This is a genomic window from Nostoc sp. KVJ20 (genome assembly GCF_001712795.1).
Taxonomy (GTDB): Bacteria; Cyanobacteriota; Cyanobacteriia; order Cyanobacteriales; family Nostocaceae; genus Nostoc.
On sequence record NZ_KV757564.1, the window covers coordinates 1 to 17,084 of the forward strand.

The 17,084-nt window shown below is 40.2% G+C and carries 13 protein-coding genes and 1 pseudogene; 13 read left to right on the forward strand and 1 reads right to left on the reverse strand.

Features of this window, described 5'->3' with window-relative positions; translation table 11 throughout:
• Positions 1-195: 195 nt before the first annotated feature.
• The 10 genes from A4S05_RS04705 (at position 196) to A4S05_RS04750 (ending at position 12,352) form a co-directional block, all read left to right on the forward strand.
• On the forward strand, positions 196-1,785 hold the full coding sequence (locus tag A4S05_RS04705) for a DHA2 family efflux MFS transporter permease subunit (protein ID WP_069068673.1): 1,590 nt from the start codon (positions 196-198) through the stop codon (positions 1,783-1,785).
• A gap of 611 nt (positions 1,786-2,396) precedes the next feature.
• Complete coding sequence (cysH, locus tag A4S05_RS04710) at positions 2,397-3,122, forward strand: phosphoadenosine phosphosulfate reductase (protein WP_069068674.1); 726 nt, start codon at positions 2,397-2,399, stop codon at positions 3,120-3,122.
• A gap of 362 nt (positions 3,123-3,484) precedes the next feature.
• A complete protein-coding gene (sbcD, locus tag A4S05_RS04715) occupies positions 3,485-4,738 on the forward strand; it encodes an exonuclease subunit SbcD (protein WP_069068675.1) in 1,254 nt (417 codons plus the stop codon).
• Positions 4,739-5,062: 324 nt separating this feature from the next.
• Complete coding sequence (locus tag A4S05_RS44135) at positions 5,063-5,245, forward strand: SH3 domain-containing protein (protein WP_069068676.1); 183 nt, start codon at positions 5,063-5,065, stop codon at positions 5,243-5,245.
• Positions 5,246-5,861: 616 nt separating this feature from the next.
• Complete coding sequence (locus A4S05_RS04725) at positions 5,862-7,019, forward strand: sulfate ABC transporter substrate-binding protein (RefSeq protein WP_069068677.1); 1,158 nt, start codon at positions 5,862-5,864, stop codon at positions 7,017-7,019.
• A gap of 57 nt (positions 7,020-7,076) precedes the next feature.
• Complete coding sequence (locus A4S05_RS04730) at positions 7,077-8,078, forward strand: PstS family phosphate ABC transporter substrate-binding protein (RefSeq protein ID WP_069068678.1); 1,002 nt, start codon at positions 7,077-7,079, stop codon at positions 8,076-8,078.
• A gap of 146 nt (positions 8,079-8,224) precedes the next feature.
• Positions 8,225-9,166 carry a phosphate ABC transporter permease subunit PstC gene (pstC, locus tag A4S05_RS04735; RefSeq protein ID WP_069068679.1) on the forward strand — a complete coding sequence of 314 codons (942 nt, stop codon included), beginning with the start codon at positions 8,225-8,227 and terminating at the stop codon, positions 9,164-9,166.
• A gap of 6 nt (positions 9,167-9,172) precedes the next feature.
• Positions 9,173-10,072, forward strand: a complete 900-nt coding sequence (gene pstA / locus A4S05_RS04740; protein WP_069068680.1) for a phosphate ABC transporter permease PstA — start codon at positions 9,173-9,175, stop codon at positions 10,070-10,072.
• Positions 10,073-10,123: 51 nt separating this feature from the next.
• On the forward strand, positions 10,124-10,951 hold the full coding sequence (gene pstB / locus A4S05_RS04745) for a phosphate ABC transporter ATP-binding protein PstB (RefSeq protein ID WP_069068681.1): 828 nt from the start codon (positions 10,124-10,126) through the stop codon (positions 10,949-10,951).
• Positions 10,952-11,353: 402 nt separating this feature from the next.
• A complete protein-coding gene (locus tag A4S05_RS04750) occupies positions 11,354-12,352 on the forward strand; it encodes a helix-turn-helix domain-containing protein (protein ID WP_069068682.1) in 999 nt (332 codons plus the stop codon).
• Between the two features lie 24 nt (positions 12,353-12,376).
• Here A4S05_RS04750 and A4S05_RS04755 read toward each other — a convergent pair.
• A pseudogene (locus A4S05_RS04755) lies at positions 12,377-12,667 on the reverse strand (DUF4351 domain-containing protein); the annotation flags it as partial.
• A gap of 218 nt (positions 12,668-12,885) precedes the next feature.
• Here A4S05_RS04755 and A4S05_RS04760 point away from each other — a divergent pair.
• From A4S05_RS04760 to A4S05_RS04770, 3 genes are all read left to right on the forward strand, one after another.
• The gene (locus tag A4S05_RS04760) at positions 12,886-15,414 is read left to right on the forward strand and encodes a TonB-dependent siderophore receptor (protein WP_069068683.1); all 2,529 of its coding nucleotides are present in this window, start codon (positions 12,886-12,888) and stop codon (positions 15,412-15,414) included.
• Between the two features lie 55 nt (positions 15,415-15,469).
• Positions 15,470-16,432, forward strand: coding sequence for an ABC transporter substrate-binding protein (locus tag A4S05_RS04765; protein ID WP_176726918.1), 963 nt, complete (start codon positions 15,470-15,472; stop codon positions 16,430-16,432).
• A 200-nt stretch (positions 16,433-16,632) separates the two neighbouring features.
• Positions 16,633-17,055, forward strand: a complete 423-nt coding sequence (locus tag A4S05_RS04770) for a hypothetical protein (RefSeq protein WP_069068684.1) — start codon at positions 16,633-16,635, stop codon at positions 17,053-17,055.
• Positions 17,056-17,084: the final 29 nt, after the last annotated feature.

Genomic DNA, 17,084 nt, shown 5'->3' on the forward strand with positions numbered 1-17,084 from the left:
ATTGGGGAATGGGGAATGGGGAATGGGGAATGGGGATTGGGATCGCTGCTGCTTTCCTTGACCTTTTTTATATGATACGCTACCGTATCGTATAGATGAAATGCCTAATTTTAGCTTTGCGATCGCTCTGATACTAATTATCGAAAAGAAAGTTGGATTTCATCTGGGCTTCTTAATTACAAATTAATATTATTGATGGCTACCAACATTAAACGTTCTAGTTTTGACCAATTTGGTTATGTCCACGGGCCATTGAAGTGGGCGATCGCTTTTACGGCTTCCCTTGGTGCGATCTTAGAAGTAATTGATACCAGTATTGTTAACGTTGCCCTGACAGATATACAGGCTAGTTTGGGTGCAACTGTCAGTGAGGTTGGCTGGGTGGTAACTGGATATGCGATCGCAAATGTCGTCTTAATTCCCTTATCTGCATGGCTGGGAGATTACTTTGGACGCAAAACCTACTTTATCTTCTCGTTGATTGGCTTCACCCTGGCCTCGGTTTTATGCGGGTTGGCATTTAATCTCCCGATGCTAGTTTTTTCTCGAATTCTTCAAGGTTTATGTGGTGGCGGGTTGCTAGCTAAAGCCCAAGCGATTTTGTTCGAGACTTTTCCACCTGCTGAACAAGGTTTAGCACAGGCAGTTTTTGGGGTAGGTGTAATTGCTGGCCCAGCCATCGGCCCGACTTTAGGGGGATTTTTGGTAGATGGTTTGGGCTGGCGGTGGATTTTCTTTGTTAATATTCCCTTCGGGATCGTTGCAGTGGCGATGTCATTGGTATTTTTGCCCAAAGATAAAGACAAAAGCGAGACACAAAGCCAAGCCGTCGATTGGTTCGGGATTGGGTTTTTGGTGATTGCTATTGGTTGTATGCAAACTTTGTTAGAGGAAGGAGAGAAAGAGGACTGGTTTTCCTCCGGTTTTATCACCATATTAGCGATCGCCAGTATTATCGGATTGGGACTATTTATTTGGTACGAGTTGAAAATAGACCATCCTGCCGTTGACTTGAGAGTTTTACGTCACCGTTCTTTAGCTGCTGGAAGTGTGTTATCTGCCGTGGTAGGAATGGGGCTTTATGGCACACTCTTTGCTGTGCCGATATTTGCTCAGAGTGTGCTGCACTTTACAGCAACGCAGACAGGACTATTGTTAGCACCTGGGGCTTTAGCATCTGCGATCGTCATGGTTGTATTGGGCAAGCTGTCCACCAAAATCGATGCCCGATTTTTAATTGCAATGGGTGCTGTGGGATCATCTGGAGTCATGTTTCAACTAGCAGCAATTACCCCACAAACTGGCATCGATGATTTATTTTGGCCATTGGTATGGCGTGGTGCTTTTACTGTGTTGATGTTTCTCCCTTTGAGTTTGGCAGTTTTAGGCCCGCTACCCAAACAGGATATTTCTGCCGGCTCTGGTTTCTACAATCTCACCCGACAACTGGGTGGTAGCATTGGCATTGCTCTACTCACCACTTTGCTTGACCGACGAGAAGCTTTTCATCGAGCCATCCTATTAGCAAAACTTAGTCCTTATGATCCAGAAACCAGTATGCGCCTCGATGCACTTAATGGGGCACTGCAAGGTCAAGGTATGGATGCGACAACGGCTCAACAACAAGCACTAGCTTTATTAAGTCAAACAGTAAATACCCAAGCTGCGGTTTTGTCTTACGCAGATTGCTTTCGGGTGGTAGGGGTAGGCTTCCTTTGCTCATTACCTCTGTTGCTATTTCTGGGTAAAGGCGGTGCAGGAGTGAAAGCGCCAGTTGGTCACTAGGAGTCAGGTGAATAGCGATCGCATCCCTATTCTAAATTCTCTGATTGCAAAGCTACGTAAAAACACGGTTTCAGAATTATTCTCTGCCGAAAGGCACAGCAGAAAGTTAATACACACGGATTTGTCTGCATAAAAAAGTAAAAGTCCCACTCAGTTTTGAACGGGACTATGTGAAGTCTTATTACTAAAATTAGAAATTTTGATCTAGAAAAAGTTCATGATTGTGATGATGCCAACGCTTGTTAACATCATCAAAGCGCCCATAATTATAGATTGTCCTAATGGATTGCTGAATTTTGCATTGTTCATTTAAGTAAAATCCCTTTTATTAATAGTCCCTTAACCATATCAAAATCAGTATATATATCTATAAAACCATTGTAAAACTTAAATTACCGTAAAATTTCTTAGTAAATACTTATTTTTGGACTTAAGTATCAATTTTTACTTTTAATGATTTGTTCTTCTGGTCTGCCGACTTCCCATTCTCCAGTTCCAAAACGTAGTAATTTCCGAACAGAATAAATACCTGAACTCCGAGCGGAATACGTGCCTTGATGGGATAAAATAAATCTTAATCAAGGTAAAAATATTTTGAATAGAAGATTATCATGACAGCATCCACGGAATCTAGAAACCAAGCGATCGCTTTTGACCTAGAAAAATTAAATGAGCAATTTGAAACTGCCACTCCCAAAGAGATACTGGCATGGTCTATAGAAAATATCCCAACGGGACTGGTGCAAACAAGCGCCTTTAACGTGGATGACATGATAATTACCCATATTCTTTACAGTGAACTGAAGCATCCCGTTCCTGTGATCTTCCTCGACACCTTGCACCACTTCCCTGAAAGCCTAGAATTAGTAGCCAAAGCTATACAAATCTACAACCTGGATTTGCAAACTTTCAAAACTCCAGATGTAGACACCCGCGAAGCCTTTGAAGCCAAATACGGCGACAAACTCTGGGACAAGGATATTGCCAAATTCCACCACATTACAAAAATTGAACCACTGCTACGGGGTCTAGACGAACTCAATAGCGTCGCTTGGATTACCGGACGCCGCCGTGACCAAGCAGTAACCCGTGCGAATATGCCCATATTTGAATTCGACGGTAAAGGTAGGCTGAAAGTAAATCCCATAGCTACCTGGACACGCAAAGAAAGCTGGCTTTACGTGGCTGAACACGGAGTTGTCTACAACCCCCTCCACGACCAAGGTTATCCCAGCATTGGCGACCAACCCATCACCACCAAAGTAGCCGAAGGCGAAGACGAACGCGCCGGACGCTGGCGGGGAAGCGATAAAACAGAATGTGGAATTCATATTTAGTCATTGGTCATTTGTCATTAGTATTTAGACAAAGGACTAAGGACTTATACCAATTTGAAAAAAGAATGCGACAAATAGACCATTTGTAGAGACGCGATTCATCGCGTCTTTATCCAAGCATGTGTTGCAATCATTAATTGAATTGGTATTATTTATAGCGGTTCTCAATTGCATGGAATACAAACCGAACCCCCAGCCCCTTCCCTTCTAGCGTTGGGGAGTAAAGTAAATTCAAAGCCTCTCTCCTTTTAGGAGAGAGGTTTGGAGAGAGGTCAAAATGTATTGCATACAAACGAGAACCGCTATAGTCATTTGTTATTAGTATTAGACAAAGGACAAATGACTAAGAACAAAGGACAAATATGATTAAAATCCTCCATCTCTCCGATATCCACATGGGAAGCGGCTTCTCCCACGGACGAATTAATCCGACAACTGGATTAAACACACGATTGGAAGATTTTGTCAATACTCTCTCTATATGTATTGACCGAGCGCTGACAGATGCGGTCGATATGGTGATATTTGGTGGCGATGCTTTCCCGGATGCGACACCACCACCTTATGTACAACATGCTTTTGCCAACCAGTTTCGCCGTCTTATGGATGCCAATATTCCCACAGTCCTATTGGTAGGCAACCATGACCAACATTCCCAAGGACAGGGAGGGGCGAGTTTAAATATTTATCGCACTTTGGGAGTGCCAGGGTTTGTTGTTGGTGATACATTAACTACTCACTGTATTGAAACCCGTAATGGCAAAGTGCAAGTAATTACTCTGCCTTGGCTGACTCGTTCCACACTGATGACTCGCCAAGAGACTGAAGGTTTATCTTTAGCGGAAGTAAACCAACTATTAACGGAACGTCTGCGAGTTGTTTTAGAAGGGGAAGTTCGCCGTCTTGACCCCGATGTGCCTACTATTCTTTTGGCTCACTTGATGGCTGACAATGCAACCTTGGGCGCAGAACGATTTTTGGCAGTTGGTAAAGGCTTTACTCTACCCCTATCTTTGCTGACACGACCTTGTTTTGATTATGTAGCGTTAGGACACGTCCACCGCCATCAAAATCTGAATAAATCCAACAATCCGCCGGTGATTTATCCAGGGAGTATTGAACGGGTAGATTTTAGCGAAGAAAAAGAAGACAAAGGCTATGTGATGCTGGAACTGGAGCGGGGCAGCGCTGAATGGGAATTTTGTCCCTTAACAGTTCGGACTTTCCAAACCATTGAGGTGGATATCTCGAAAGCAGATGATCCGCAAGCGGTGTTAATGAAAGCGATCGCCAAGTATGATATTCAAGATGCTGTAGTGCGGCTAATTTACAAACTCCGCTCTGAACAGATGGATTTAATTGACAGTTCCTCTCTACATACTGCTTTAAGTCCCGCTCACACCTACACCATTCAAGCAGAATTAGTCAGTCAATTAGCCAGACCCCGAATTCCTGAATTGAGTGCGAGTAGCAGCATCGACCCAATGGAAGCGTTAAAAACTTACTTGAACAACCGCGAAGACCTCAAAGATATTGCAACATCAATGATGGATGCAGCGCAGAAGTTACTAGCAGATGAAGTGGAAGTTTGGCTGGAAGCAGCAAATAATTCGTAATTCGTAATTCGCAATTCGCAATTAACAATTCTTATGGAATTGCCACGGTAAGCGAGTTTATTTTCGTCAAATTAGTGACAGGAAATCCACCGCGTTATGCTTTATCAAAGGTTTTTTTGATACTAAACCCTGGAAATGAATTGTACCACGTGCTACGTATATTGAAGGGTCTGACTCAGTTGGTGAGTACTTAAATCTTATCGCCTGATTATTTGTTCTACCAGGAGAGTCAATATCTGACAACCAGCCGCTACATCAGTTAGCATTAATTGATGAGAAAATGTCTGAGATTTGAATAGTAGTGATTACAGGAGTAAGTATAAAATGAAGATTAGGGGAATAAAACGCGGTCAAACTATTGAATTATTAGAGCAAATTCACAGTATTCCTGATGGAGCAGAAATAATCGTTAATCTAGAGCTTATTTCTACTGAACCTGTCGTAGCAAAACTAGACTTGACAGATGAAGAAAGGCTTGCAAAATTGAATAAATTATTTGGAGTTTGACAAGACTAACCATAGTTGATAGATATATTTGCTGAACTTGACCAGCAACGTCATCCTTACCAAGGAAGGGTGATAGACTCAATAGATAAAAATAGATAAATAGAAGAAAGGCTAAAACTTTAGATGAGTTAGTGGAACGCATTAAAGAAGCAATTGAACTTTGTTTAGAATTTGAGGAAGAACAGCAGGATTCACTCGACTTTGTTGGTATTCAACGAGTTGCAGTTGAGATATGAGTCAATTCCCAAGTGTCACAGGAAGGGAAGTTATTGCAATGAGTGCGATCGCAAAATATGATACTCAAGATGTTGTAGTGCAGCTACTTTGTTTTAAAAAAAGCTTTATTGGCTAAAAAAATTCGAGTTTATATTATTATTTTGTATTATTTATTACATCTTTTTGGCAAATTTCATGTATGTGTGCAATCAGAGTGTCTCCCTTTCCAGCAGAAAAAACCCGTTTCTTGAAATTCCTTGCTAAATCAGACTTTTGATGACAAATTGCTCACCTAGTAAAAAAAAATTAATCCAGATGATGAATATTATTCTATATACCCTATAATTCTTTTAATTACGGTATACATCTAGAAATACCGTAGATTTAGGGGTAAATTCTGATGAGCAAGTCGCAACAACCAACACAATTAAGTAAATTCCTAAGTGAAGGGATACAGGCTTATGCCATAAAAGCCTTGCGGACTATAAAATTCTGCTATCAACACACAATTAGAAGTTGGTTGAATAGACACACTGTGCAAAGCTTTGTAAGTCTATTTCTAATAGGTACTTTTTTGAGTATGGCTGTTGCCTCCTGTTCTGGAAGTAGTTCAGCTAGCAAAAATGATGTTAATATCAAACTTGCTTCTTTCTCCGTTACCAAAGCTGCACATGACCAGATAATTCCCAAATTTGTCGAAAGCTGGAAGAAAGAACACAACCAAAACGTCACGATTGAGGCGACTTATGGAGGTTCTGGCGCTCAAGCGGCTACAGTCATTGACGGTTCGCAAGAAGCAGATATAGTACATTTGGCACTTCCCCTAGATGTGATCAAAATTCAGCAAGCAGGTTTGATTAAGTCAGGTTGGGAAACCAGATATCCGAGAAATGGTATTGTCAGTAAATCTGTAGCTGCGATCGTTACTCGTGAAGGTAATCCCAAAAACATTCAGACTTGGGCAGACTTGGCAAAAGATGGCGTGAAAATAATTGCAGCTAACCCAAAAACTTCTGGTATTGCTATCTGGGAATTCTTAGCTTTTTGGAGTTCTGTGAGTTTAACAGGTGGTGACGAAACCGCAGCATTAGATTATGTCACCAAAGTTTATAAGAACATCCCGGTATTGACGAAAGATGCCCGTGAAGCTAGTGATTCATTCTTCCAAAAAGGTGAGGGAGATGTCTTAATTAACTACGAAAATGAGGTAATTTTGGCGCAAATAGGTGGATTGAAACTGCCTTATGTTGTGCCTCAAGTTAATATTTCCATCGATAATCCTGTGGCTCTAGTTGATAAAAACGTTGATAAACACGGTACAAGAGAAGTTGCACAAGCATTTGTCAATTTTCTTTACTCAACAGAAGCTCAACGGGAATTTGCCAAATTACAGTATCGTCCTGTTAACCCCACTGTCACTCAAGAAGTAGCGTCAAAACAGCCGCCAATTAAAACTTTATTTACCTCTCAAGATTTAGGTGGTTGGGAGCTTATCCAGAAAAAGTTTTTTGAAAATGGGGCAATTTTTGACAAAGTTCAAGCTGCTAGCAAAGCATAAACTTTACTTTTTTAAGCAGCATTATTTGTATAGTCACTTTATCTCAATTGATAATTTATGAGCTTTCATCGCAGATTTAAAGATAGCTTTTTCTTCACATCTTTAATGGTTCTTGCCAGTAGCATCACTGCTTGTAACGGTGGACAAGAATTGAAAAGTCAAGTGAGTATTGATGGTGCAGCCGTGGGTTTTCCTATTTCTTTAGCAGTTGCAGAAGAATACCAGAAGGTGAAATCTGACGCAAAAGTTAGTGTTGCTTCCAGTGGTACTGGTGGCGGTTTCAGTAAATTTTGTAATGGCGATATTGATGTTGTTGGTGCTTCTCGTACCATCAGAAATGAAGAAATTAAAAAATGTAAAAGTAAGAACATTGAGTTTGTGGAGTTACCGATAGGTTTAGACGGCGTAGCTGTAATTGCAAATCGTAAAAACGATTTTGCTAAATGTCTAACTATTAAGGAAATGAACACAATTTGGAGTGCTAAATCAGACGGCAAAATCTTGACTTGGGATCAAGTTAATCCTAAATTTCCTAAGCTACCACTGAAGCTTTATGCTCCGGCTTCTGATACGGGAACTTTTGATTATTTAACTCAAGCCGTTACTGGTAAAGCCAAGAATGGCCGCACCGACTACACTCCTAGCCATAATCAAAACCTGCTAGTGCAAGGTGTTTCTGGAGATGAATCAGCATTGGCTTATGTAGGGATATCTTACTACATTCAAAACCAGGAAAAGCTCAATTTAGTTGCTATCGAAAATCTCAAAGGAGAATGCAAAAAACCAGTTCCGTTGGATAATGTCCTCAAAAATACCTACACACCTTTATCTCGTCCCCTGTTTATATATGTCAGTAAGATATCTTTAGATAACAAACCAGCAGTCAAAGAATTTGTAGATTTTTATCTAGAAAATTCTTGGAAGTGGGTAGATGGTGCTGGATATGTAGCACTACCTGATGAAGCTTACGTCAAGGTAAAACAAAAATTTGCTGCTGGTGAAACTGGGACAAAATTTCAAAAAGCCAAACCAGGTGAACCAATTACAAATTTTCTTTAGACAAATACCCAGTCAAAAAATTTTAGATTTTAGATTTTGGATTTTGGATTGATGCCGCAGATAAATTTGGGGGAATCTGGAGGGTTGTAGCATCAAATAATTATTGACCATTTGTAACTTGATTTGTAGTCACAACTTCACTGTTTATGCAAAATTCAACTTCTCAAGACGATCCTTATTTACTACCCAGACAATCACTAGACAAAGATATATCTGAAGATATATCAGAAAGGATTGTGGGAACGATTTTATTTGCTTGTGCTTTAGTTTCTGTTTTGACTACCTTTGGTATTGTCATAATTATTTTTCAGGAGACATTTGGTTTTTTCCAAGAAGTTTCCTTTGCTCAATTCTTTCTTGATACTAAATGGACACCTCTATTTGCAGAGAGGCATTTTGGCATTTGGCCTTTAATTAATGGCACTTTCTTGACTACAGCTATTGCTATGTCAGTGGCGATTCCTTTGGGTTTATGTTCTGCCATTTATTTGAGTGAATATGCTCAACCCAAAGTAGCAGCAGTTTTACGCCCAGCCGTGGAACTTTTAGCAGGAATTCCAACTGTAGTATATGGTTACTTTGCACTATTGTTTCTGACACCATTGCTGCGGCATATTATCCCTTTAGAAATATTCAATTCCTTAAGTGCGGGGGTAATGATGGGAATTATGATTACTCCCACCGTTGGTTCTATTAGCTTAGATGCTATTAAATCAGTTCCGCGTTCTTTGCGCGAAGGAGCTTATGCTTTAGGTATCACTAAACTAGAAACTATTTTTAAAGTAGTTTTACCAGCCGCACTTTCGGGAATTATCGCTTCGATTATTTTAGGTATTTCTCGCGCTGTGGGTGAAACAATGACTGTCCTCATCGCCGCCGGACTACAGCCAAAGCTGACTATTAGCTTTGCAGAATCAATCGCAACGATGACTGCTTATATGGCACAAATTTCTGGTGGAGATAGTCCGCGTGGAAGTCTCAATTTCAAGACTTTATATGCTGTAGGTGCGGTTTTGTTTTTGATTACCCTATCTTTGAATATTGTTAGTTACTGGATTGCTAATCGTTATAAGGAAAAATACGAGTAATAAAATATGGCTACTAGTTATCAAGAAAATGATTCCTTTGCATCTGGGGCAGAATTTACTGATAATGTTGACAAAAGGGAGAGTTTAGGAAAAGTATTTGAAGTAATTTTTTTATTCGGTTTGATGATTGGGATATTTGTCCTAGCTTTGCTCCTTTTCGATATTTTGGGAGACGGATTAGGTAGATTTTTGTCCCCAGGATTTCTCACAGATACCCCTTCTCGTTTTCCTGACCAAGGTGGTATTCGTCCTGCTATTGTTAGCAGCATTTTGTTGGGACTTGTTGTGATTTTTGTAACTGTCCCAATTGGTGTAGGGGCAGCTTTATATCTCGAAGAGTATGCACCCAAAGCTTGGTGGACAGCGATTATTGAGATTAATATCAGTAATCTGGCGGGTGTACCTTCTATCGTCTATGGGTTGCTGGGTTTAGGAGTTTTTAATTATTTGCTTGGGTTTGGCCCTGCTTTGATTTCTGGTGCATTGACTTTATCTTTGCTGTCTTTACCAGTCATTATTGTCACCTCTAGAGAAGCAATTCGCGCTGTCCCGGATTCTTTGAGAAATGCTTCTTACGGCTTAGGTGTCACCAAATGGAAAACTATTAGCAGTCATGTCATACCTTATGCTGTTCCTGGTATTTTGACAGGGGTGATTATCTCTGTATCTCGTGCTATTGGTGATGCAGCATCTCTAATTGTTGTCGGTGCTGTGGGTTTTCTCACCTTTGACCCTGGTTTGTTCCAGAGATTTATGGCATTACCCATTCAAATTTACAGTTATATCACTCGTCCTGAACCGGGTTTTGCTAGTGCAGCAGCAGCAACAATTATTGCGTTGTTACTCTTGATTTTAGCTTTAAATGGTGTAGCAATTTATATCCGACAACGCTTCTCAATCCGTTAGATAATTAAATATCTAATTTAATACATTCACAGATATTAGGAGATACGAAAAATGACTTATAGCAATAGTAGAAGTCAATCAGATAGTGCCACAATAGACAAAGATAATTCTGTATTTAATGTTGAAGGTGTGAAAGTCTATTATGGAGGATTTCTAGCACTTATAGATGTCTACCTAAAAATTCCTGATAAACAAATTATTGCTTTTATTGGCCCTTCAGGATGTGGTAAAAGTACCTTATTGCGTTGCTTCAACCGGATGAATGATTTAATCCCTGGTGCTAAGGTTGAAGGTAGACTGAATTATCGCGATCGCAACATTTATGATCCTAAGATAAATTCGGTCAAATTACGCCGCCAAATCGGAATGGTTTTTCAAAGACCGAATCCTTTCCCCAAGTCAATATACGAAAATATTGCCTTTGCACCGCTTGCTAACGGTTACAAAGGTAACGTTGATGAATTGGTGGAAGATTCCCTCAGACGCGCTGCTATTTGGGATGAAGTCAAAGACAAACTCAAAGAGAAGGGAACTGCATTATCTGGCGGACAACAGCAACGACTTTGCATTGCGCGTGCGATCGCTATGAAGCCAGATGTATTATTGATGGATGAACCATGTTCTGCTCTCGACCCGATTTCTAGCCGCCAAGTAGAAGAACTCTGCTTAGAACTTAAGGAGCAATACACCATCATCATGGTGACACACAATATGCAGCAAGCTTCTAGAGTCGCAGATTTCACGGCTTTCTTCAATACAGAAATTGATGAGCATGGTAAACGTCGCGGAAAATTAGTTGAGTTTAATCCGACAGCGCAGATGTTCAGTTCACCTCAAACCAAAGAAGCTGAAGATTATATCAGTGGACGCTTCGGTTAAAGAGATATCACAGGAGAAAGGGAAAAGCCAAGTTCAGTTAGTTAGTTAGTGACTATTATTTCTTTGGCTTTTAATCTTTTTCCTTTGATTTGAATTTAGTCAACTCAATCTCCCCTTAAAAAATCCTTCTACCTTCTCTATAAATCAATACGCTTGGGTTAAGGTTACTGGTGTAGATAATTTGTCTTTGAAGACGCGATGAATCGCCGTCTCTACAAGTGTTTTGTTGCTCATTCTGAACTGTATTGCTCTATAAATAAATTCGCTCCTCTCAACCTTTTGGGTGAGTGGAAACCTTCACTTGGAAAAATGTCATAGTTGTCAAGCGATCGCCTCACTATCTTTACCCAATTTAATGAGATAATTTCTTAATTAGGGGATAAATTTAGACTTGAGCAGAATATGACTATCACCATTTCCCAACAAGCTTACAACGAATTGTGGAACGAGATGCGGACTAATGGAACTAGTCACTATCCTGACCCCAAGGACAAGTTTGATGTGATACACAAGTTCCCGCAGCCATTGGGAAGGGGTTACTGGCGAGAAATTCAACTCAGGGAAGGTTTTAATTTGACCATTGCTGACTATAGAGTGTGCGATCGCCTGATGATAGAATTCTCCGATCTGGATACAACCGGCATAGAGTATCACTTTCATCTGTCTGGACAAACTCAGTGTCGGCAAACTTTTCTGGAAGGTGGAAGATATGGTGTCTACGGTAGAGGTATAGAAAAAGAATCACTAGGTGATATTTCCACCAAACAGCCTTTCTTGGAAGTGATTATCGAAATGTTGCCTGAAACACTGCACTCTATGGCTGGTTATCCAGATGGGGAAATACCAAGAGAATTACAGCATTTGGTCGGAACATCTGCACAACCATGCTACTGTCGTGATGGTATTGCAACACCAGCTATGCAAACTGTCGCCAAGCAAATTATCCACTGTCCTTATCGGGGAATCGCCAAGCGGGTTTATCTGGAAGGTAAAGCTTTAGAGTTGATGGGAATGTTGTTAGCTGTGGAAATGGAAATTCAAGAGAGTAATAGCAATCCTCATCCATTAACAGGCGATTTAGTAGACAGAATTTATTATGCTAGGGATATTTTGCAGCAAAGATTAGAGAATCCACCTAGTCTCAGAGAGTTGGCAAGGCTGGTAGGGTTAAATGAATGTACTCTCAAACAGGGTTTTCGTGAGGTGTTTGGTACAACAGTATTTGGTTTTCTCCACGGTTATTGCATGGAACAAGCATGGCAAATGCTGCAAACTGGGACATGGAAAGTTGGAGAAGTTGCCAATATGGTCGGTTACAATGATTTGACTGCCTTTGGGAGAGCCTTTCGGAAAAAGTTTGGCATCCGTCCACGGGATTGTATGAAAAAATTTTCCGTTTGAGCCTTCATGGTTTTCCCAGAGAATTTACGAGTGATCTGCAATCGCTTCTAACCAAACTAGTAAATCTGCCATACTAGTAAAATCAAGCAACGCTTCACCGAGATTTTCCAGTTGTTCTAGAGACAAAGATTCCACACGCTGACTTACCTTTTGAGGTAATTTGCCCACCCTACGGGTTAATAGACGCAAAATCAGTGTGCGGGCTTCTACTGAGCGTCCTTCTTCTCGTCCTTCTTCTTTAATTTCTCTATAAACCCGTGTTTCTTGGAGTGTAATTCCTAACATTTCCTCTACCTCCCGTTGACTCTTACCTTCAAGCGACTCTCCTAGAGTATCGCTTCTAAACTAACAGAGCAAATCTGGGAGAGCCTTTCGGAAAAAGTTTAGCATCCGTCCACAGGATTGTTTAAAAACAATTTCCGTTTGAGCCGAATAAAAATTCCGTTTAAGCAGAATTATCACTATCTTCACCTTGATAGTTTTCCCTAAGCTAATCAGGAAAAGTTTTTATTAAGCTTTAAGGTGTGGGAGTGATGGTGAATTTTTTACAACTGCGGCTGTCGCTATTGCTGACAGGTGTATTTTTTCTTCTAGGAATGCAAGCAACATGGGCAAAAGATGCTAATTCTTTTGGCAACTCTCAAATTTTGGTACAGTCACCAACACCTACATCAGAAATTATCGCGATCGCGGGAGTAAAAGCAACTCCCACCCAAAATGGTGTGGAGGTAATTTTAGAGACACCCCTTGGAGAACAACTACAAATTACAAATCGCAGTACTGGTAATAATTTCATTGCAGACATTCCTAATGCTCAATTGCGTTTACCTAACGGCAATGCTTTCAACTTCCGTTCAGAAAAACCAAATGCGGGAATTATTGAAATAACAGTTATCAATATTGACACTAATACTGTGCGGGTGACAGTAGTAGGTGAAACAAGTTTACCAACAGTTGAATTATTTGATGACAATACAGGGCTGGTTTTTGGGATAAATTCTAGTGCAACCGCGATGCAGCCACCACAGCAGTCGGAAACGCCTCCAGTAGAAGAAATACCAGAAACTCAGACACCGCAAAAAGAACCAGCAGCGCAGCAAGATGATGCAATTGAGTTGGTAGTGACAGGAGAACAAGATGGATATCGTGTACCAGATGCTAACACTGGAAGTAGGCTGGATATTCCACTACTAGAAACACCTGCATCAATTGGCGTAATTACAGAGGAATTCATTGAGGATAAAGCACCCCGACGAGTAGAAGACTTAGCCCCTTACATTAGTGGAGTCACGGCCGGAAACGTTGGACAGGGTGGACTGTTCACTGACTTTCAAATTCGTGGATTTAGTACAGGGAGCCAAGTTTATGTCAATGGGTTACGAGATAATTACCGCTCTTTAATCAGAGACTTTGCTAATATTGAACGTCTAGAAATTTTGAAAGGTTTCTCTTCGTTACTTTATGGCACAGGTTCACCTGGTGGAGTAGTTAACTATATTACAAAGAAGCCCCAAGCTACGCCCAGTTATAAATTTTCAGCCGATATAGGCAGCTTTAATTTTTATCGCAGTGAGGTGGATTTAACAGGGCCGTTAACTGACGACAAAAATGTACTTTATCGCTTGATTCTGGCCTTTCAAGATTCAGATTATTTTGTAGACAATGTTGAAGATAATCGCATTTTTGTGGCTCCCTCAGTAACGTTATCAACGGGCGAAGGCGGTTCTTTAACAATTGAAGGGGAGTATTACCGACAAGATAAAGACTTTAATACTGGAGCAAAATTTTTTAATGGTGAGTTTTTCTATGACCGCAGTTATACAGATCCCCGCAATAGCCAAATCTACAATCACTATCGGATTGCAGCCTACTTAGATCAGCCAATTAGTAAGGATTGGTCGCTTAACCTCAGTGGTCAGTACTTTAATACACAAAGAGAAGCTAATCCGATCTTTGTCGCACTTGGTTTTGAGGGTGATACTCTAACACGTTTCTACCGAACAATTTTTGATGACTATAATCAATACAATCTTCGAGGTGAAATCAGAGGTAACTTCAATATTGGAGAGACAGAACATAAGTTATTAGCAGGCGTTGAATACAATAAATACAGTTCAAGGTTCAATGGTGTTAATGCTGGTTTTTTTGGTAGTATTGACGTTGCTAACCCTACTTTTGATGTTCCTATCCCCACCGGACTTACTAATAGCACAGTTGATTTTAGTGACAGCAATTGGGGCGTTTACATTCAAGATTTCATAAAACTTGGGCAATTTCGTTTACTGGCAGGTTTGCGCTACGGCGGATTTGAGTATATAAGTGGTGGCGTACCTGCACAAGATGACAATTACATTTCTCCAAGCATCGGGTTAGTTTATAGTCTGACAGATTCAGCTTCAATTTATGCTAGCTTTAGTCAATCGACAGAGCCACAATTTGGTTTACTTTCAGACGGTGGTTTTCCTGAGGCTAGAAAAGCTACTCAATATGAAGTTGGTACTAAAGTAAATCTGTTAAATGATAGAGTGAGTATCACGGCTGCACTGTTTCAGTTGGAACAAACAAACATTGCAGAAACAGATCCCAGCAACCCTGATTTCAGCATCCTTGTAGGCGATATTCGTAGCCGTGGATTTGAATTGGACGTTACAGGAAAAGTAACCGAGAATTTTAGCTTGATTGCAGCTTACACCTACCTAGATTCAGAAGTTACCAAAAGTGTTGTCCCTGGACAAGAAGGTAACCGCCCGATTAATACTCCAGAACACAGCGTGGGGCTTTATGGTAAGTACGACTTTACTGGAGGTTCGCTCAGAGGGTTGAGTTTAGGTACTGGTTTAGTTTATGTGGGTGAAAGAGAAGGAGATAACGAAAATAGTTTTGAGCTTCCTGGCTACGTGCGAGTAGATTTAGGTGCTGCTTACAAAGTTAATAACCTGACTTTTCGGTTAGGTATTGAAAACCTCTTTGATATTCGTTATGCTTCCGGTTCAAACAATTCAGCAAACATTTCTCAAGGTTCACCTTTTGCCGTGACTGGTTCAGTTTCAGTGCAGTTTTAATTTAGGTTTTATCTAAGAGATAATTTTGCGGACATCTTGAGAAGTTGACTGAAGCATGAAAAGAGTGACAATACGCTATTGGATACGTTGTTTAGTATTAATGCTTTTGATTATTGGGCTGATTACAGCTTGTAGTCATCACACAGTTAAAAACACAGTTTCTCCTACTAATTTGGCAAGTAAAGATTGCCGCGTTGTTCAACACACAATGGGAGAAACCTGTGTTCCTATAAACCCACAGCGTATTGTCACTTTTTCTTTACCGACTTTAGGTAATGCAATTGCCTTGGGAGTTAAGCCCCTGGGAAGTACCTATGTTGATATGCTGGATGAACATACATATCTAGAAGGTAAAGTTGAAGGTATCAATTCATTAGGAATTTCTTCACCTAATTTAGAAAAGATTTTACTGATTAAGCCCGATATTATTATAGGTTGGAATGCGGAAAAACAATTTTATCCTCTCCTTTCGCAAATTGCTCCTACTGTACTATTTAATTGGCAAAATAAAACTTGGCGAGAGTTATTTGATTTTGTGACTCAGGTTTTAGGAAAACAAGAGGCTGCACAGCAAGCTTGGGAACATTATCATCAACGAGTTGAAAAACTCAAAGCAGCTTTGGGCGATCGCTATAAAAACAAAGAAATTTCTCTCGTATTTTTAGCTCCTGGTGTGATATTTAGTGAAACTAAAAACTCCTTTCCTGATTTTATTCTTCAAGATGTCGGGCTACAACGTCCCCAAGCCCAAAATGCGATCGCACCTTCTGCACAGCTTTACATTTCTATAGAAGAATTAGAGAAAGCTGATGGTGATGTGATGTTTGTGGGAACTTTGACTGATGATAGCCAAAATTTTCTTGAGGAACTCAAAGAAAAACCACTCTGGAAACATCTTCGAGCAGTTCAACAAAATCATGTTTACCCTATCAATTACTTGACTTGGAGAGGAGGAAATTTACTTGCGGCTGATGCTGTAATTGATGACCTTTTTAAATACCTCGTCAACAAACCCTAAACCAATGTCTAGAGACATTCGATATTGACTTCAAAGAGATCGAAATTTACGCTATTAGTGCGAGAGAAGATGTTTATAAAAAATAATTTGTAATCAGTAATTTAATAACTGGGAATTACCAAAGTAATTTTGGAAAATATACTGAGGTTTAACGGGGTTTATTAAAGTAGTATTTCAGTACAGTGTTTGTACTATGTATTATGTTTAGACCTCTATCATTTGCTTTAGTCGCAGCTACCATTGTAGTTACACACAATAATCCCAGCAATACTTTAGCTGGAACTTGTGCTTCTAAGTGTGGTTCTCGCCCAATTCAGTTTACACCGGGGCAACACATCCGAGTTGAAGTTGTAAATAGCACACCCAACCTGATTAAAATCCAAAAGCCCTCCGGGACTGGTGCAATTTCTTTGAGTCCAGGACAGAAATTAAATTTAGAACAAATAGAGGGTACAGAACCAAATACATCTCTGATATTTTGGAGCGAAACGGGTTTATCACTACAAGCAATTGTCTCGAAACCTAACTTTGGTACATTGCGGCTAGAACTCCGTCCGACTTGGCGCTCTCCAGGCGATCGCTCGTTGTATATTATGGATGATGGTAAGATAAACGTGTTTTAGATAGCAAATTAATGTTATTAGTTATGAGT